Origin of the sequence: Thermosporothrix hazakensis (genome assembly GCF_003253565.1) — a bacterium.
In the GTDB taxonomy this organism is placed as follows: domain Bacteria; phylum Chloroflexota; class Ktedonobacteria; order Ktedonobacterales; family Ktedonobacteraceae; genus Thermosporothrix; species Thermosporothrix hazakensis.
In genome coordinates this window covers 106,953-123,797 of record NZ_QKUF01000004.1, presented here as the reverse complement: position 1 = coordinate 123,797, position 16,845 = coordinate 106,953, and the positions used below count along the sequence as shown (strand labels likewise).

The window sequence follows — 16,845 nt, the reverse complement described above, 5'->3', positions numbered from 1 at the left end:
TTGCTCACCTGGAACTGGCCCGAATATGACACAGGGTGACATAAACCGTGGGTATCATAGAGCAAGAACGGAGTTGCTAGAAGGAGAATATGCGATGCAGTACGGTATTGTGTTACCCATTTCGGGAATCGGTGGAAGTGTTGACCGACTGATTGAGTATGCTCAGGCGGCTGAAGAGGCGGGATGGGATGGTATCTTTCTGGAGGATTATCTTGTCTACTGGCGTGATGAGGGTGTTACCTATGATCCCTGGTTGACGTTGGCGGCACTCGCGATGCGCACGAAACGGATTCGTCTGGGAATCACGGTAACGGCGCTACCATCGCGTCTGCCCTGGCAGGTGGCGCGAGAGGCGATCACGCTGGACCACCTCTCGCATGGTCGGGTGATCCTGGGCTTTGGGCTGGGTGATCCGCAGGACATGCATTTCGGCGAGGTTGAGAAGGCGAAAGAGCGCGCCGAGATGCTGGATGAGGGCCTTGAAATTCTCGATGGGCTGATGAGCGGGCAACCTTTTCACTATGAGGGAAAGCACTATCAGGTGAAAGAAGTGACCTTTGTGCCCAAACCTGTGCAGCAGCCGCGCATCCCGATCTGGATAGGGGGAATGTGGCCGCGCAAGGCTCCAATGCGTCGGGCGGCTCGTTGGGATGGCTTTGTTCCTGCAAAGCTACCCGATGAGAACGGGTATACTGAATTCCAGCCTTCTGAGCTTCGCGAGATCAAGGAGATGCTTGAGCAAGAGCATAAAGGACCATTTGATCTGGTTACTGGCGGCACGACGCCGGGAGATGATCGCGCAAAGGCGAGGGAACGGATGGAGCCAATGCGTGAGGCGGGCGTGACATGGTGGTGTGAGTTTGTATTACCTGAGCCGAGGCAGGAGGAGGAGGCCCTGACGCGTATTAAGCAGGGTGCGCCTCGCTAGCATTCGGGAAAAACAGCAGTGCGCCGAGACAAAGCGCACCGCTGTTGTTTTATTTGCCGATAGTAGCTTCGGTCCGCTCGTTTGCTGTTGCGGCGCCCTTCTTCGCCCGTGCCGAGTGATCCAGCGTGTAGGCGAGGACTGTCATCAGGATCGACAGAAGCAGGATGATGCCAAGCGCCCCCCGGAGAGTGAAGATCTCGGCCATCCCCCCGATAAGCGGCGGACCTGCCAGAAAGCCACCATATGACATGGTTGCCACTCCTGCCAGCGCCACACCTGAGGATATATTGGGCAGGCGCCCCGCTGCGCTAAAGACCAGCGGAATGCTACATGCGATGCCCAGACCAACACCCGCGAAGCCGATGACAACGGTAATTGGATTCGGTACAAAGAGCGCCAGCGCGATGCCAAGCGTTGAGATAATGCCCCCGATGCGCACTGTTTTAGCAGCTCCCAGATGATGCGAGATCTTGTCACCGGTTAAACGGGCAACCGTCATTGCGCCCGAGAAGATCGCGAAACCAGCCGCGGCAAAGGCTGCGGTAGTGCCAAGCGATTGGTGCAGATAGATCGCGCCCCAGTCGGAGATAGCGCCTTCACTGACAGCGGCACATAGCGCGACAATGCCGATGCCGATCAGCGCTTTAGAGGGCAGCGCAAAGGCTGGATGATTGGTTCCTGTCGGCGATACGGTGAGCAGCCAGCGCCAGGAACAAATAGAGACTACCATGATAATACAAGCAATAATAAGGACGTGGGGAAGCTGGTGTATGTTCTGGGCGGCCATGACACTACCGATCGCTGATCCTACAATGCTACCGATGCTCCAGAGACCATGAAATGAGGTGATGATTGGTCTCCCATATTCCTCTTCAATAGAGACGGCCTGCGCGTTCATCGAAACATCCATCGCGCCATTACACATACCTAGAACGAAAAGGGCCAACCATAAGAGAATCAGGTTGGGAGCAAGCACCGGGAGCGGTAAAAACAGGCAAAAAAGGAGTGAAACGACTGTGGAAACAATGCGACTGCCGAAGCGGGAAATCAGCCAGCCGGTAAATGGAAAGGCCACAATGGCGCCGGCTGCCATTCCCCAGAGCGCAAGCCCGAAGTGGCCGGGACTCAGATGCAAATCCTGTTGCACGGCAGGGATCCGAGTTGCCCAGGTTGCGAGCCCGACGCCGTTTGCAAAAAAGAGGGTCCCTGCTGCCAGCCTTGCATGAAATACGCGTGGTGGTGGCTTCTGATTTGATGACATGAAGTTCTCCTGGCTTTCACTATAATGATAGTTGTTTCCTGTGCTCTTTCTATAGATTGTATCCCATAGAGCCCATGAGATAGATAGGGGTCAATCCGATAAGCGCTGAATAAAAGGCTCAGGGATGGCGTGAAAAGGGGGGATGAGGAAGACGGTTGACCGATGAGAGTGGCTCTCGTATCGGACGTTCCTGCAACTCCGTTTCCTGAGGAACATCGGTCCCGCATAGCGTATCATGCTGATCTTTACCAATCAATCATCGTATAGAGCTGGGAAAAGAGAGCGGCGAGAATGGCTGGACAGAGTGCGTCTGGACGTTCTAGCAGTAGAATGGCATCGTGTGCACTCAGAGCTGCTTACCCCTCTGATTATGACCGGGCATTACTTCCAAAAGTATACCAGTCGGTCAGACGCGATGTCAAGGTTGCGCGCAAGCAAGCGCTCGATTTTTTGCGGAACAAAAGCACAATGATCGCTCTTCTGAGAGGAAGCTTTGCTGCTGCTCCCTTCGGATATTCCTGCTTGCTCTCGCGAGCATGGATAGCGGATCCGCGGCGAGTATGTGATGAGATAGAACCGATGATGTCACTTCTTGCGTAGTATGGCGAACGGATGCCTGTGCAATCTCGTGCCCCGGTTGAGCAGCGTTTGAGGGCGCTGGAAGCGGTGTGAGAGGAACCGAAACGATTCCCCTCATCTCCTTGCTACTTGACAGCGAGCGTAAGAGTGTTAAAATTAATAAACAGATCGTCTGTTTATTATTGAGAGGAGAAGCATGGCCCGAACTGTGAAACCAGAGGTATTCGCTGCCAGACGGCGGGAGATCCTCACTGCGGCGCAACGTCTCGTACTGACAAAAGGATACGAGCGTATCTCGATTCAGGACATTCTGAACGAGGTGCAGATTTCCAATGGTGCATTTCACCACTACTTTGAATCGCGTCAGGCGTTACTGGAAGCCCTGATTGACCATATCAGGCAGACATTGGAAAAGCCGTTGTTGTCGTTAATCCATGATCCGCGTTTGAATGCGATTGAGAAGTTACAGGGGTTCTTTGATACTCTGAACCAGTTGCGACACGCGCATAAAGTGGAAGTGATGAAGATAGGGCGCGTCTGGTATACCGATGCGAACGCCTTGATTCGGCTAAGGGTGGATGAGGCCGTGTTTCAGCAGCGTGCGCCTCTGCTTGCCGAGATTGTGCGGCAGGGGGTTCAGGAGGGCGTTTTTACCGCTCCCTCACCTGAGAAGACGGGCGAGATTATCATGGCACTGCTCCAGAGTATGGGAAATACGCATAGCCGCCTGCTGCTCTCGGTCGGTCGGGAGCGTGATGACGATGAACGAATTATTGAAGAGGTTGTCACCACATTCGCGGCGTATATGGAGGCAATCGAGCGAGTGCTTGGTGTCCCTACCAATACCTTTACCCGAACAGATGCTGAAGAGGCACGGTTCTGGGTTGAGGCGGCGCGGGAAAGTCTTGATGCTGTTGATGTATAGCAGTCTTCTCCTGGGAGAAGAACAAAAATTGAGAGAAGCGCTGAACAATGAAACACCTTCTTCTTCAGACATTACAATCCTTGCTTCTTGGCGTGATTGTGTTTGCTCTTCTGCTGTTCCTGCCTGCATGGACGCTGAATTACTGGCAGGGGTGGCTGTTTATTGTGGTCTTTCTGGGGGCGGCGAACGCGATAGGTATCTATCTTGCGCTCAATGATCCTGAACTCCTTGAGCGACGGAAGCGCATCGGGCCGGGAGCTGAAACGAATAGAGCACAAAAAATCATCGTATCGCTCATACTTGTTGGTGCTATTGTCCTGTTGCTCGTCTGTGTCCTTGACCATCGTTTTGGCTGGTCTCCTGTGCCTGCCGTCGTTTCGCTGCTTGGAGATGCGCTGATCCTGCTAGGTTTCCTCATTGACTTCTTTGTCTTCAGAGAAAACAGCTACGGAGCTTCTAACATCCAGGTGATAGAAGGCCAACAAGTCATCTCGACAGGGCTTTACGCCGTGGTACGGCATCCTATGTACCTGGGAGTGCTTGTCATGATGCTTGGTGTGCCCGCTGCGCTTGGCTCGTTGTGGGGCTATCTGGCACTGGCGTTGATGTTGCCGGTCCTGATCTGGCGCATACTGGATGAGGAAAAGACGCTCAAACGAGATTTACAGGGATATCAGGAATACACACAGAAAGTGCGTTACCGTCTTATTCCCGCTCTCTGGTAAAGGGTGCTCATGCCGGATCAAGCGCGACCCGGCATGAGACAGACCTGCTAGTGCGCCTGCGTATCCGGTAGCGGCCAGCCGCCACGAGCGTAGTCGGTCTCGTGAAAGAATGCGAGATAATCGAAGTCGGTGAAGCTTTCGGCGCTCAGCGGGAAGTACGTTGTGTTCTTCGTGCTCCCGGTGCGCGTCGAGAGGGCCGCAATCTCCGTAGTTGGGAGCCGCTTCCCGTTGTATGTGGGAAGCAGTGCGGCAGCTCCACCAAGAGCTGTCAGCCGCGCCTCAAGGCTTCCTTCCTCGGGGCTGGCTATGCCGTTCTCCTTCGAGACACCCACACCGGTACCGATAATGGCATACTGTGTGCCAAGCATCCGGGAGAGGTGCGAACCGGCAGGCCACCAGAAATATGATAGCGGCGACAAAAAGTATGGAATAGATAGAAGTATCCTGATACATGCCTCTTTCTCATATTTCTTTTTTTTTATTGTATCTTTCAATATTTCAGGTATATAAAGTAATACGTATGTAAGAAGAGAGTAAATTTAGAAATATATTAGGCAGGTTAATACGACTTCATAGGCTCAGGGAGAAAAGCCTTGACTTAGAGTGCACCCTGAGTAGTATCCTTGAGGAGGAAGTGTAACGTTTTTGAGCGAAAGAGGTGATATACATGGCTATGAAGTTTGGTGTCCTCGTGCCGCAGGGCTGGCGTATGGATCTTGTGGGGATCAAAGATCCGGTTGAAGCTTATGAAACAATGACCGAGACGGCTCAAGCTGCTGAAGAACTGGGCTTTGATTCTATCTGGCTTTTTGACCACTTTCACACTGTTCCTGTTCCCACACAGGAGGTCACGTTCGAGTGCTGGACCAGCACGGCGGCCCTGGCTCGCGATACCAAGCGCATTCGTATCGGGCAGATGGTAACGTGTAACAGCTATCGCAACCCGGCGCTTCTGGCGAAGATGGCAAGCACCGTTGATGTGCTCAGTCACGGGCGGCTTGATTTCGGAATAGGCGCGGGCTGGTATGAGCACGAGTACAATGCGTACGGTTATGAGTATCCCGAGGCGCCTATTCGTTTGCGACAGCTACGCGAAGCTGTACAGATTATTTTGAAGATGTGGAGTGATGAGGAAGCCTCATTTGAGGGGACATATTATCAGATTCGTGGGGCAATCAACCAGCCAAAGGGCGTGCAGAAGCCGCACATTCCCCTGTTAATTGGTGGAGGTGGGGAGAAAGTCACGCTCAAGCTGGTGGCGCAATATGGCGATGCCTGTAACGTTGGCAATATGGAGCCTGAAGCGATTGCGCGCAAGTTCGACATTATTCGTCAGCACTGTGAGAGCGTTGGTCGCGACTACTCGACTATTCGCCGTACGGTGATGCTGAATTGCGCCATTGGCGAGACAGATGAGCAGGCGCTTGAGATCGCGAAGGCCGCCAATCTTGATCGCAATACTGGCGGCGCTGAATATCTGCGTACTCGGGCCCTGGTCGGAACGCCCGATGCCATTCGGCAGCGTCTCGCCGAGTATGAGCAGGCAGGCGCTCAGGAAATGATTCTCTTCGTGCCGCAAAAAGGGCGCATGGAAGCGTTGAAGCGCCTTGCAAAGGATGTCATTGGAAAATAACCAAACAATCTTCTGCTGCTTTTCAGGGTCCGTCTCGATGCGACATGCAGAGGGCGGCCCTGATTGCTTTTCTCCTGAAACATCCTGGGAAGCGATGCCAGAGCTATTTTCTCCCTTTTTCTGATGAAGCCAGGAGAGCGCATAGAGGTACCAACCGGTGCGCTTCCTCCTCGTGAGTGGGGAGAACGAAGCCTGAATATCACACGCTGGAAGCAAATGCCGCGTGGCGGGCACTTCGCGGCAATGGAAGACCCCGAGCTCTATGCGGAAGAGGTGCGAGCCTTCTTTCGGCTGCTGCGGGAGGTGGTCCATGAGCGACAATCGAGCTATTGTGGGAAGATGGGCAGGTTTCCATCTTCCCGATACGCTATTTTTTCTCGGTGCTGGCAAAAGCCGCAGTCAGCCCAAGAGCGATATAGATGCATCCTGTGATGTAGCGCTGCACTCGCTGAAAGGTCGTACTCCGCTTGAGCAGCGCGGCTGTGGTTCCCGCAATAAGACCATAGAACGTCAGACTGCAAATGCCCAGTATCGTGTACAGGCTTCCAAGCAGCAGGAATTGCAGTGTAACGTTTCCCTGAGCGGGGTCAACGAATTGGGGCAGGAACGCCAGAAAAAAGAGCGCCGTTTTAGGATTAAGCAATTCAACAAACATTCCCTGGGTGAACAGGCGGGTGAGAGATTGGGACGCTTCGCTGACAGTCTGATGGGGTGTATCCCGCTTCAGAAGCGTGCGAATGCCGAGATAGATCAGGTAAGCAGCTCCGAGATATTTGACAACGTTGAATGCAAGCGCTGAGGTCACGAGCAAGGCAGAGAGCCCAAACGCAGCAGCAGTTGTATGAATGAGGTCTGCGATACCAATGCCAAGCGAAGAGACTGCACCGACCCGCCTGCCTTGATCGACGCTCTTCGTCATCACAAACAGAACAGCGGGCCCTGGAAGAAAGAGCAGGCCCAACGCTGCCAGCAGAAAGATTGAAAGGGTTGTCCAGGTAGGCATTCTTCAACTCCTCGTTGAAATACAGAAAACACGCTATCTTCTCTTCCACTCTAACAGACCTGTTCCATAAAGTCCAGTTCCTGGGCGAAGCGGCGGCTAGCCCTTTCTCTCTGTAGGAGGCGTATCAGCGTTTGACAATGGCTCTCCTTTTATTATAGGATGAGGCACTCGGGTGCTCCAAGACGGGGGTGGATATGAAAACGGCAGATCCAGCGCCTCTTCTGGCTGCCTCCAGACGGCTCTGATAGCTGATCGATGGTACCTGTAGCCTGAAACTTTTCGTTCTCGGGACTCCTTGTTCATTCCAATTCTAAAAGAAATTACTGTAGATAGATATCTTTTTCTCGTTTACAAGAAAAAAGGAGTAAAAAATAGATATGTCAAAAAGAGCGTTGGTACTCGGTGGCGGCGGCGTTGCGGGCATCGCCTGGGAGACTGGCTTGCTTGTCGGGCTGGCAGATGCCGGAATTGAGATCAACAAGGCTGACCTGTTCGTAGGAACATCGGCAGGCTCGGCTGTAGCGGCACAGGTAACGAGCGGCCTTTCTATGGAGGAACTATTTCAGCGGCAGGTTGACCCGGCCTTACAGGCGAAAGAGATAGATGTCCAGCCGAACTTTCAGCAGATCGTTGCAGACTTTAACCGGATCACCTCTGAGGGCCATCGCGGCAGTGCATTGATGCGGGAACTCGGGAAGACTGCCCTGTCCACGCCAACAGTGCCAGAGGCCGAGCGGCGGAATGTGATTGTTTCGCGCCTGCCTGTTCACCGGTGGCCTCAGTCCCGACTGGAAATCGTTGCAGTTGATGCGTTTAGTGGCGAACGTGTTGTGTTCACCCGTGAATCCGGGGTTGAGTTGATTGACGCTGTAGCGGCCAGTTGTGCGGTCCCTTGCGTCTGGCCTCCCGTCACAATTGGGGAACGACGCTATATTGATGGTGGCTGCTATTCGGCGGCAAATGCAGATCTGGCTGCTGGTTTTGAGAAGGTGCTTATCGTGCAGCCTGAGATACCGGCTCTCCTATTGGTAGAGAGCCTGGAAGAGCAGATAGAGCGCTTGCGTCAGAACGGGGCTCAGGTGGAAGTGCTCTCACCAAATGCGGTGGTGAAGAATGCACTGGCCGCTGCCGGTGGGAACCCGCTTGATCCCGCGCTGCGAGAGATCTCAGCGAAGGCCGGGCGTGAGCAGGCTCGTGATGAGGTGGTGCGTATTGCCGCATTGTGGCGCTAGTCCGAGAAGGCGTGTTCTCATAATAGGAAACACGCCTCTTTCGTTGTTTAGAGGGTAATAGGAAGGCTCTGAACGCGAAATAGGAGCGGGCTCACGATGCGCTCTAGCGGATGCGTGGGAACCCGCTGAAAGGATGGGAAGCGTGGGAGCAGACCTTCAAGTGCTAACCGGGCTTTCAGACGGGCGAGAGATGCCCCAAGACAGAAGTGAATGCCGAAGCCAAAGCTCAGGCGACTTCTGCCCTCAGCAGTGCACTGATCACATCATCACCGGTGCTGCCTTTGCGCTCCTCCAGCAGTTCCCCGAAATAGTCAATTAAATCACGTGTAGCCTGCTGTGCAGCGGGGTGATAAATTCAACGCAGGCATCAGTCCACACCCGGAAGCGATCCTGATCAGGTTGGGAAATTCCGAGCAGTTCCGCGATAACAAGTGAGAGGGTGAGCCAGATCATCAATGGCGTCAACATGGTCCTTTGCTTCAAGTTGATCGAGCAGTGTCTGCACCATTGCTCTGATGCGCTGCATCATTGTGTCAGAGCGAGAAAGCCTCCCTCTCTATTTTCGGGAGAGCAATCTTGTGCACTGAACTCTTGAAGGGAAGCGGCAGGTATTGATCTTTCTCAAGCGGGATCTGGAGGAGCTTCAGGTTTCAATGCGACGTATACATTGGGCGCGAAGAGGGAGGATCGGCGCCTGTTGAATAACGCCTCGCTCAAGAAAGAGATACGGGATACCGGGATCAAGAGGTGACCGACGAGCCGTTTTTGCGCTCCTTCTCTGTTGATAGGGTGGCTGGAATACAACGTGTTTGCCCCATTCCCATTGAGGTTTTCGTGCCAACTCCACTATAGTATGCGAAACGGGCGAGGGGCGTTAACCAGCGTGCTTCCGGGGCGGTCGGATTCCCTTTTACCTCATATGTGATGTTCCCGATAAAGCCATTATGGCCATAGCTTCCTGAAGGTACATAGCAGCTTTGAAGCTCATAGTGATGCACGATCACGTTTTCCGTACACCAGCTTTCCAACTGACGCGGGAGTAGTTCCGCATCGGAGAGCCGGAGACCTGCCGGGGCAAAGGTTTCCCATTGTCGCGCCAGACTTTCAAACACGCTTCCCGGCTCGGGCAGCAGCGCGAGCTTTTTTCCCCAGGGCCGTTGACCCTTACTGAAGGCGGTCGGGCTGGCAAACTCGAAGCGATAGCGTTTTCTGGCAGGAGCAAGGGTATGGATATGCTGGAATGTGGTCGAGCCTGCCCAACTCTGGCGTACTTGCTCTGGTTCTGTCCCGCTCTGAATTTGATGAATAGCGAAATGGGCCTCGCCAATCCGGATAGGTAACGTGTGCGCTTTTGTAAGCAATGCATCAAGCAGGGTTTGAAAGATGATGGTATCCAGCAGGGTGATACGAAAGCTGTACGAGTGGGCGGGAAGAACCTGCATCGGGCGATTTTCGTACATCGCTGCGACATATTGCCGGGGTGTGAGGTGTGGAAATTGCAGGGCGCTGATGGTATAAGGGCGGCGCTGGTTTGGACGATGAAGCCACTCTGAGAGCGCTGGATCAGCCTGGCGGATGAGGTCAAGGAAGGCTGATTGTACCAGATGTCCCGAACTGATAGGCACTGTGCTCGCCTCGACTGGATGGAGCGTGAGGAGAAGGGCAAAGAGGCTATCTTGCGTTGCTGACATAGCGCTGATCCTCGTTTCTTTATGTTCTGTAAGCTCTGGAAAGCTGTATTACGGCAGGAACAGTGGACTTTATGTCTTGGCTCGACATATTTTAGGACGTATTTTAGTATATAGAATTGTGGCGAAAAGAGCAATACGCCGGTGGAAAGGTACATCTCGAGGAATATGGAATCTCTCTCGTGCGGTCCCTCCTTGATTGTGATGATTCATGGGGGGTGATAAGGGTGAATATGAGCAGCAGGGGATCATTCTTTTAGTGGAGAACTGTGGGGGGATGGCTCTGTGAAAGGAGATCTATGACCAGGCTACAATTGATCAGGCCTGTTGTGGAATAGGAATACCTGGCAATAGTTGATGAATTGATTGCTTGCGGTGAAGGGTGCCCCTATAACAATGTCGAGCTTGGCGCCAGGACTTCGCGGCGTTTGTGGGGAAACTGGAAGACGAGGCTGAGGGCATCGGACTTCCCCTCGGCATCCCGCCGCAACAGACGTTTCTGCGGGTCAAAGACGCACAGATGGTTGTTGGCGAGATCCGCTTTCGACCGAAGCTGCAAAAGCCATATGAGCGATATAACGGTCATTGGCTACAGTATCCGTCCGCCTCAGCGTGGGAAGGGCTATGTGACTCGTATGCTTGCGATGCTGGCCGAAGAGGCGCAGCGGTTGCACCTGCCGGAACTCTCGCTAGCGTTCAGGGAGACAATCTGGCGCCGGTGCGGGTGATCCTTAAGGATGGTGGCAGGCTGGAGCGCATCCTGACCGACGAGGATGCGCCTGTTGCTTGCTATCTTATCTCGCTTGCCTGATATCGGGGGAGCTCAAGCCGGAGCTCTCCCGCCAAAGAAGGATTGTAAGATAAGCTCTCGCTCCGCGACCTGGCGCTGCTCAAAGGCGCGAAGAAGCTCGCTGTCGTCATAGGTGACAGATTTATGCTGAAGCGTGTAGCGTCCGTTTTGAATTGTGAGCATGGCATAGCGTGCGATTGCATGGGTATAGCAGCCAAGCGAGCCGGGATTGACGTATCTGGCCTTACCGAGCATGTCCGAGAAAGGATGATGATGGCCATAAAAAAGCAGATCAGCACTCTCATCCTTGAAAAGCTGGTCCATCGCGGCAGGTGTGGGCTCTTGAACGATTGGCAGAAAGTTATCCCCTTCGGGAGTTAGCCCATAGTGAAGGAAGGTCAGGCGTACCCCTTCGATTGTCTGCTGAACCCGGTACGGCCAGCGGGCAACAAGAGAGCGAAGTTGTGGGTCAAGCATCTGATGCGTCCAGTGAAGGTGTTCGTCCTCTTTTGCCCACTCGGGCGGGCCAAAGGCGAAATAGGCATCATGGTTTCCCATAATGGCGGTCAGGTTGGGCTGCTGTAGAAAGAGATCCAGCGTTTCGGCAGGATAGGGACCAATCGAGATCACGTCTCCGGTATGGACCATCATATCACAGCCCTCTTGCTTGATCGCGTGCAAGGTTGCCTGTAGTGCGGGCAGGTTTGCATGTATATCGGTAAAGATCGCGATTCTGATTGTCATACGAAAATCCTCCCTGATAGTGATCTCAGTATAGAACAGAGCGTGGCGGAATACAACAGGTTATGTGTATCAATGTGTTCCTTTATAAGGCACTCTTTCTTGCTTTGCCCGAAAGTGGCGTCTGGTCACGTTTCAGTATTTGTCTTCCATCGGTTCAAGTGAGAGTATTTCGGCTAAGGCGTCATTGGCCTCCTCTTGCACCGCTTCGTAAGGGTTCTCGAACCGTATGACGCGAAGCTGCTGTACCAGCCGATCTGGAATATGCCGGCGAATGCGTCGTAATGCTTTATACGAGATATTTGTACTATAGTAGAAGGAAACGAAAATGTCAAAGAGAAGAGGAGAAAAATGCCAGTCCCTGGAAATATGCGCAGAAGGAGAAGAGCCCCTCCTGCTGGTGTTATAGTAAATCGCTATAGAACTCACGCACATAGCTATGAAAGCTGGTAAGGGATTCAATACACTTCCAGCTTGCATGAGTGAGTTCATCGCGTCGCTTCTCAATCGCCACGATCGCTTTTTCTGGCCGTCCGGCTTCCAGCTCATCAAGCACCGAGTGGATCACTGGAAAGTTGTAACCAGCCTCTCGAAGCAGGACGACCACGCGCAAACGTTGCATCTGCTGTTCGTCGTAGAGGCGGTAGCGGCTGATTTTGTCGCGTTGTGGGTGCAAGAGGCCCTGCTGTTCCCAGAAGTGTAGCGCCGAGACACGTACGCCTACCTGCTCGGCGGCTTCCCCGACGCGGTAACGATGCTGTCGCCGGGGCTCGTGAACAAGCGTGGTTTGTGAGGCTAGCGTGTGCAAGGCAGAAAGCGTCTGTTCAACCTGAAGCCGCCTCCGGGCAAGGTCTGCATGATAGGAGTCGATCAGGGCGAGCGCAGCGGAGAGGTCGCGTCGATGAAGCGCTTGCATGATTGCAGGTGCATACTGCCAGCCATACCCGCCAATCAGGTGGCGTGCCGTACTCAGGGCTGCCAGATGCTGCTTCGTATAGAGCCGATAGCTGCTCTTGCTGCGTGTGGCAGGCGGCAGGAGGCCTCGGGCTTCGTAGTTGCGCACCTGCTGCACGCTGATCCTGGCTGCTCGGGCGAGATCAACGGGGCGCAATGTGTCGTGACGTGTCATAGAAAACTCCCGGCTAGATGGATGCTCTTCTCTGCATTTTATACCACATCCATCAGCCTGAACGGGAGGTCCCTGTCATCCCGGAGCCTCTCGATCCTTGCTCTTTCGATGAAGGGGAAGCCAGTGCCGAGAGGACAGCACCCCCCCATCGGCAGGGCTGGCAGGTTGGCTTTATTTGGCCTGCCACTCGCTGGCAAGCATGCCATAGATGACAAGATCATGTGGTGTGTCGTGGAGCCACTCGTACTGACGGAGGATTCCTTCCTGCGTGAAGCCCAGGCGTTCGGGGACTGCGCGGCTCCGCTTGTTTCCGGCGGCGGCATGGATCTCGACCTTATTGAAGCCATATTCCTGAAAGGCGTAGGTCACAAGGGCGCTGGTTGCACGGGTGATAATCCCTTTTCCCTGCGCATCCTTGTCGAGCCAGTAGCCGATTTCGGCCATACGGCGCATGTGCTGGATGCGAGGAAAGCCGATCGCGCCAACGATGTGGCCACGATACCAGATACTGGTAGGAAGCTGCTGCCCTCGGGCGAAATCTTCCATGCTTGCCTGCATATATGCCTGCGAATCTTCAAACGAATAATCTGGTTTGGCCCACGGCATCCAGGGGCGCAGGTGCTCGATGTTGCGCCTGGTCAGGGTGTAGAATTCCTCGGCGTAGCGCTGCTCGTGCAGCCGGAGTTCAATTTCGTCGTCAACACGGATGCTGAGCGGAGATACTGGCATGGAACCTTCTTTCTGTCATCAAGTATTTGTACAGGAGGCTGGCACCCTGTAAAGTGCCAATCTACGGATAATGCCAGTATAACAGATCCTTTATCAAGAAGAAAGAGAACGCCGGCTATCCTTTTTCTACGTTTGCTCATTGCATGGTATATCTATTGAGATATGCTTGATACGAACAGCGCCGCTGCCAGCGAGCAACACGCCAAACAGCAGTTCGCGGGCCTCATAGGGCACCGACGCTTCAACGCAACAGCGCTGATAGGGCTGCGTGCCGTTCAGCACGCCCTTGTTCTGGTAATAGAGACCGAGCATCTGTTCCTCACCATCGACCCGCACCCAGAGACTACAGTATTGCTCAACAGCTTCCACTTGCACTTCAGCGGTCAGCCTGATTTGCCGACCGGGGGGTGCCTGTATCTTCTGTGCCAGGGCGCCGAAGCCGTCCTTGCAGGGTTCTTTTGCGCGAAGTAGCGCGACATGGTCGGGCTCAAGCTCGATAGCGTAGCGATGCGGGTGGCTGCCAGTCAGGGCCCAATCTGTGAAGCCGTGAGCGAAATCGAGATTGGTCGGTTTGTCGGGTAAGACGGGGGCGGTGCTTGGGCGCGTAAAGGTGACGTGCAGAGGGAGCAGCCGCACGGGCGTGATATCACGGACAAAGAGCAAATAATCAAACAGGGAAGCAGGAGCAAGCATACTGTAATACGTTTCGGGGCGTTCAGGCGAGTAGCTGGCCCCGATGTGCCGAAGTGGGCGCGCCTCGGTGAGCGTTCTTGCTGCTTGAAGCGCCTCCTGAGCGGTTTCAGCAAACAATGCCTCATAGCTTCCCGGCAGTGCTGGTGGGAGCACCTGCTGACAGAGTTGCCCGCTTTCATTGAGTGCCTGAATGCTTCCCTGATAGAAACACTGTCCCACCGCCACAAAAGCCGAGTCATATATTTCATGAAGCACGGCTCCCGGGCCCGTACCCTGTTTCTTGATCAGATGGTTATGCCCGCAGAGCAGCAGGGTCGTTTCGGGTGGCGCTGACGCCAGCAGATGACTGAGAATGGTGACCATTCCATGTGTTCGGGCGCGATGGGCCTCGGCGCTCTCCGGTGCTGCGAGCAGCGCTTCCGCCGCCAGAACTGCCCGGGCGTCCAGAGCAAGCTGTGTGAAGGTTTCCGGCGATGAGCGAGCGAGCAGCGCGTCCTGGTAGCGCTGAAGAAGCGCGCAGGCCTGTTCACAGTTGCTTCGACAGCGTTGTTTCAGTTCGTGGGTCTGGTGCTTGTAACTGGTCCGCATTTCAGGACGAAGTTTATACAACGGGCTATAGAGCGCATGGAGTTCCCGCGCAAGCTGCGGAAGCCTTGCTTCAACTGTATGCAGAATGCGCTCGATTGCAGTATGATAGGTCTGGATATCGCACCCGGCGATCTGTACTCTTCTGGTCAAGGGGGCGTTCGCGTTATACTCGCGCAGCCAGTTGAGGATATCGAGCATTTCTTCTGTATTGTAATTCCAGTAATAGAGGTTGCTTAAGAGAAGCTCCGGCTTTTCAGTCTGTCTACCCTGAATGTACTCATTGAGAGGGACACTCTCCGCATAGGGAGCGTCCAGCACCAACAGGACGCGACGCTGTTGCGCAAGCAGAGCACGAAGCACGTTCAGCCGCATAAGTGTGAATTCACGAGCCCCACGAGCCGCCTCACCGAGGGCAAGAATACGGAGATCTGGCGGAAAGAGCGGTGCCAGATCTGAAGGGGTAAGGAGATCCATAGCTTGTTTCTGCTCCTTCTGATAATCGTTTACACTTTTTGTCTCCATTTGCTGAGCCTACGTAGTGTCATAATGCAATGGTGTCTCTGTCTGGCTGTCTGCTCAAAAAAGAGCCGTGTCTGTTCAGGATAGCGCTGTGAAAGTATAAGATAGTGATGCACTATTTCTTTACGTGTTGCCAGCTTTTTGAGGCGAAGGGAGAAGGTGTACTCAAGGGCGGCGATGCTGTTCTGTATATCCTGTGCCGAGATCAATTCCCGCTGTCGCCTGAGCAGCGAGAGAAAATACGAGCAAAAGCGCTGTATTGCTTCCTCGCTGCAGAATGTCCGAGCGTACCCGGCAAGGAGCGGGTTCATGCGATAGCGCCCCATCGCAGTGACTTCAATGAGACCGGCGTCAACCAGCGTGTCAAGCTCCTGCGCGCTCTTCGCGGTAACGAACAGGGCCGCATCTTCTGAAAAGGTGGCCGGAAAGAGGGAAAGCGACGCCAGGGCCTCACGCGCGGGGCCGGGCAGGTGGTCGATGCTTTCATCAAGAACGGCCTTAAGAGTGGGTGGAGAGGTCGATGACCGTGTGCTAAAGTGCATGAAGAAAAGGGGGAGCTGAAGGAGGGTATCGGTGTAAAGGAGCTGCTCGACTGCATGCACGATTCGTCGATTCTGATAGGTATGCGCCTGAGCCACCAGAAACATTCCCATCATATTCAGAATCAAAGGGAGCCCTGCGGCCTTGCGGACGAGCTGTTGTACAGGGCGAGCATCGATGCGATGCAGTGCCGGGGCCAGTTGCAGCAGGAATGCTATACTCTCCTCAGATGTCAGCTCGGGTACATGGAGAAGCAGAGCGGGCGTGCTGGCAAACTGTGCGGCAATGCGGGGTGAGCGAGTCGTCAGGAGATAGGCGCAATGCGATCCTCCAATATAGTAATGCTGGATCTCGTGGAGCGACCAGACATTGTCAAACACAAACAGGATGCGCCGCGTGCTCACAGCAGACCGAAGCTGTTGTTGCATCTGTTCTCTGTCCATTTGCTCGGGCAGATCCAGCAGTTTGCACCAGCGCTGAAGCGTCTCCTGAACGTCATCATAGGAATTGGCCCAGAGGATGCCATCTTTGAAATGACCCCGTACCTCGGCATCGGCGGCCAGCTCAGCCGGAAGCGCTGTTTTCCCGACACCGGGCAGGCCATACAATGCGATAAAGTTGCCTTCTTGCTCGTTGAGGAGTAGCTGTTTCATGGTGGCAAGAAGCCTGTCACGCCCGAAGAGAGGGCGGATATGCGAGGGTCGAGCCGGGATCATTGGGTCATAGACGGGCGATGCTGATGGTGCGGGCAGAAAGCCCAGGTCTTCAGGATTCATGGAAAACAATTGACAGAGTTTCTGCTGATATTTCAGGCTCGGGCTGCTGGTGCCATTCTCCCAACGGCTGACCATATAGTTCTGTGGCACGCCCAGAAGCCGGGCGACATCCTGTTGTGTCCAGCACTTTTCGAGCCGGGCTCGCTTTAATAACAGATTCGGGGATGCACAATCTGCTCTTTTTACTGGCATAGCGCTGTACCTCTCTGCTTTCTAACCAATGTTGACCCCTATTCAAGCATGCCGAGAGCACTGTGTGTGACGGGTAGCGTGCAAGTGGCGATGGGTTTTGCCCCTGCTCTCACGTGCATGCGTCAGACAGATAGAATCGCTTGCTGGTAAACAAGGATCATATCTGGCGATCCC

At 54.2% G+C, this 16,845-nt stretch carries 16 protein-coding genes; 6 read left to right on the top strand and 10 right to left on the bottom strand.

The window, feature by feature from the left end:
• Nucleotides 1-94 precede the first annotated feature (94 nt).
• Entirely contained in the window at nt 95-928 is an 834-nt protein-coding gene (locus EI42_RS08715) for an LLM class flavin-dependent oxidoreductase (protein WP_170142470.1), read from the top strand.
• 49 nt (nt 929-977) lie between these two features.
• Here the strand turns inward: EI42_RS08715 and EI42_RS08710 are convergent, their stop codons facing one another.
• The gene (locus EI42_RS08710; RefSeq protein WP_111320926.1) at nt 978-2,189 is read right to left on the bottom strand and encodes an MFS transporter; all 1,212 of its coding nucleotides are present in this window, start codon (nt 2,187-2,189) and stop codon (nt 978-980) included.
• 775 nt (nt 2,190-2,964) lie between these two features.
• Between EI42_RS08710 and EI42_RS08705 the strand changes: the two genes are divergently transcribed.
• Nucleotides 2,965-3,693 (top strand): TetR/AcrR family transcriptional regulator, encoded by a 729-nt coding sequence (locus EI42_RS08705; RefSeq protein ID WP_111320924.1) that lies wholly within the window; start codon nt 2,965-2,967, stop codon nt 3,691-3,693.
• A 47-nt stretch (nt 3,694-3,740) separates the two neighbouring features.
• The gene (locus EI42_RS08700; RefSeq protein ID WP_111320922.1) at nt 3,741-4,418 is read left to right on the top strand and encodes a methyltransferase family protein; all 678 of its coding nucleotides are present in this window, start codon (nt 3,741-3,743) and stop codon (nt 4,416-4,418) included.
• A 47-nt stretch (nt 4,419-4,465) separates the two neighbouring features.
• On the opposite strand, the gene EI42_RS08695 is transcribed toward EI42_RS08700, so the two are convergent.
• Nucleotides 4,466-4,837, bottom strand: coding sequence for a TraB/GumN family protein (locus EI42_RS08695; RefSeq protein ID WP_211326085.1), 372 nt, complete (start codon nt 4,835-4,837; stop codon nt 4,466-4,468).
• A gap of 248 nt (nt 4,838-5,085) precedes the next feature.
• Here EI42_RS08695 and EI42_RS08690 point away from each other — a divergent pair, with 248 nt between their 5' ends.
• A complete protein-coding gene (locus tag EI42_RS08690; RefSeq protein WP_111320918.1) occupies nt 5,086-6,051 on the top strand; it encodes an LLM class F420-dependent oxidoreductase in 966 nt (321 codons plus the stop codon).
• A 367-nt stretch (nt 6,052-6,418) separates the two neighbouring features.
• Here EI42_RS08690 and EI42_RS08680 read toward each other — a convergent pair whose 3' ends face one another.
• Complete coding sequence (locus EI42_RS08680; RefSeq protein WP_111320916.1) at nt 6,419-7,054, bottom strand: LysE family translocator; 636 nt, start codon at nt 7,052-7,054, stop codon at nt 6,419-6,421.
• 377 nt (nt 7,055-7,431) lie between these two features.
• On the opposite strand from EI42_RS08680, the gene EI42_RS08675 reads away from it, so the two are divergent.
• The gene (locus tag EI42_RS08675; protein WP_111320914.1) at nt 7,432-8,286 is read left to right on the top strand and encodes a patatin-like phospholipase family protein; all 855 of its coding nucleotides are present in this window, start codon (nt 7,432-7,434) and stop codon (nt 8,284-8,286) included.
• Between the two features lie 315 nt (nt 8,287-8,601).
• On the opposite strand, the gene EI42_RS32400 is transcribed toward EI42_RS08675, so the two are convergent.
• On the bottom strand, nt 8,602-8,754 hold the full coding sequence (locus EI42_RS32400; RefSeq protein WP_170142469.1) for a hypothetical protein: 153 nt from the start codon (nt 8,752-8,754) through the stop codon (nt 8,602-8,604).
• 272 nt (nt 8,755-9,026) lie between these two features.
• Nucleotides 9,027-9,977, bottom strand: a complete 951-nt coding sequence (gene cas6, locus EI42_RS08670) for a CRISPR-associated endoribonuclease Cas6 (protein ID WP_111320912.1) — start codon at nt 9,975-9,977, stop codon at nt 9,027-9,029.
• 427 nt (nt 9,978-10,404) lie between these two features.
• On the opposite strand from cas6, the gene EI42_RS08665 reads away from it, so the two are divergent.
• Complete coding sequence (locus EI42_RS08665; RefSeq protein ID WP_111320910.1) at nt 10,405-10,785, top strand: hypothetical protein; 381 nt, start codon at nt 10,405-10,407, stop codon at nt 10,783-10,785.
• Between the two features lie 12 nt (nt 10,786-10,797).
• Here EI42_RS08665 and EI42_RS08660 read toward each other — a convergent pair whose 3' ends face one another.
• From EI42_RS08660 to EI42_RS08640, 5 genes are all read right to left on the bottom strand, one after another.
• Nucleotides 10,798-11,508, bottom strand: coding sequence for a metallophosphoesterase family protein (locus EI42_RS08660; RefSeq protein WP_111320908.1), 711 nt, complete (start codon nt 11,506-11,508; stop codon nt 10,798-10,800).
• Between the two features lie 400 nt (nt 11,509-11,908).
• Complete coding sequence (locus EI42_RS08655; protein WP_111320906.1) at nt 11,909-12,634, bottom strand: MerR family transcriptional regulator; 726 nt, start codon at nt 12,632-12,634, stop codon at nt 11,909-11,911.
• Between the two features lie 171 nt (nt 12,635-12,805).
• Nucleotides 12,806-13,363, bottom strand: a complete 558-nt coding sequence (locus EI42_RS08650) for a GNAT family N-acetyltransferase (RefSeq protein ID WP_111320904.1) — start codon at nt 13,361-13,363, stop codon at nt 12,806-12,808.
• A 126-nt stretch (nt 13,364-13,489) separates the two neighbouring features.
• Nucleotides 13,490-15,118 carry an erythromycin esterase family protein gene (locus tag EI42_RS08645; protein WP_170142468.1) on the bottom strand — a complete coding sequence of 543 codons (1,629 nt, stop codon included), beginning with the start codon at nt 15,116-15,118 and terminating at the stop codon, nt 13,490-13,492.
• Between the two features lie 29 nt (nt 15,119-15,147).
• Nucleotides 15,148-16,671 carry a helix-turn-helix domain-containing protein gene (locus EI42_RS08640; protein WP_111320900.1) on the bottom strand — a complete coding sequence of 508 codons (1,524 nt, stop codon included), beginning with the start codon at nt 16,669-16,671 and terminating at the stop codon, nt 15,148-15,150.
• Between the last annotated feature and the right edge of the window lie 174 nt (nt 16,672-16,845).

Coding starts and splice junctions, on each gene's coding strand:
- EI42_RS08705 (WP_111320924.1), top strand. CDS start 2,965: ATGGCCCGAACTGTGAAACCAGAGGTATTCGCTGCCAGACGGCGGGAG.
- EI42_RS08645 (WP_170142468.1), bottom strand. CDS start 15,118: ATGGATCTCCTTACCCCTTCAGATCTGGCACCGCTCTTTCCGCCAGAT.
- EI42_RS08660 (WP_111320908.1), bottom strand. CDS start 11,508: ATGACAATCAGAATCGCGATCTTTACCGATATACATGCAAACCTGCCC.
- cas6 (WP_111320912.1), bottom strand. CDS start 9,977: ATGTCAGCAACGCAAGATAGCCTCTTTGCCCTTCTCCTCACGCTCCAT.
- EI42_RS08700 (WP_111320922.1), top strand. CDS start 3,741: ATGAAACACCTTCTTCTTCAGACATTACAATCCTTGCTTCTTGGCGTG.
- EI42_RS08650 (WP_111320904.1), bottom strand. CDS start 13,363: ATGCCAGTATCTCCGCTCAGCATCCGTGTTGACGACGAAATTGAACTC.
- EI42_RS08710 (WP_111320926.1), bottom strand. CDS start 2,189: ATGTCATCAAATCAGAAGCCACCACCACGCGTATTTCATGCAAGGCTG.
- EI42_RS08680 (WP_111320916.1), bottom strand. CDS start 7,054: ATGCCTACCTGGACAACCCTTTCAATCTTTCTGCTGGCAGCGTTGGGC.
- EI42_RS08715 (WP_170142470.1), top strand. CDS start 95: ATGCAGTACGGTATTGTGTTACCCATTTCGGGAATCGGTGGAAGTGTT.
- EI42_RS08640 (WP_111320900.1), bottom strand. CDS start 16,671: ATGCCAGTAAAAAGAGCAGATTGTGCATCCCCGAATCTGTTATTAAAG.
- EI42_RS08690 (WP_111320918.1), top strand. CDS start 5,086: ATGGCTATGAAGTTTGGTGTCCTCGTGCCGCAGGGCTGGCGTATGGAT.
- EI42_RS08675 (WP_111320914.1), top strand. CDS start 7,432: ATGTCAAAAAGAGCGTTGGTACTCGGTGGCGGCGGCGTTGCGGGCATC.
- EI42_RS08655 (WP_111320906.1), bottom strand. CDS start 12,634: ATGACACGTCACGACACATTGCGCCCCGTTGATCTCGCCCGAGCAGCC.
- EI42_RS32400 (WP_170142469.1), bottom strand. CDS start 8,754: ATGTTGACGCCATTGATGATCTGGCTCACCCTCTCACTTGTTATCGCG.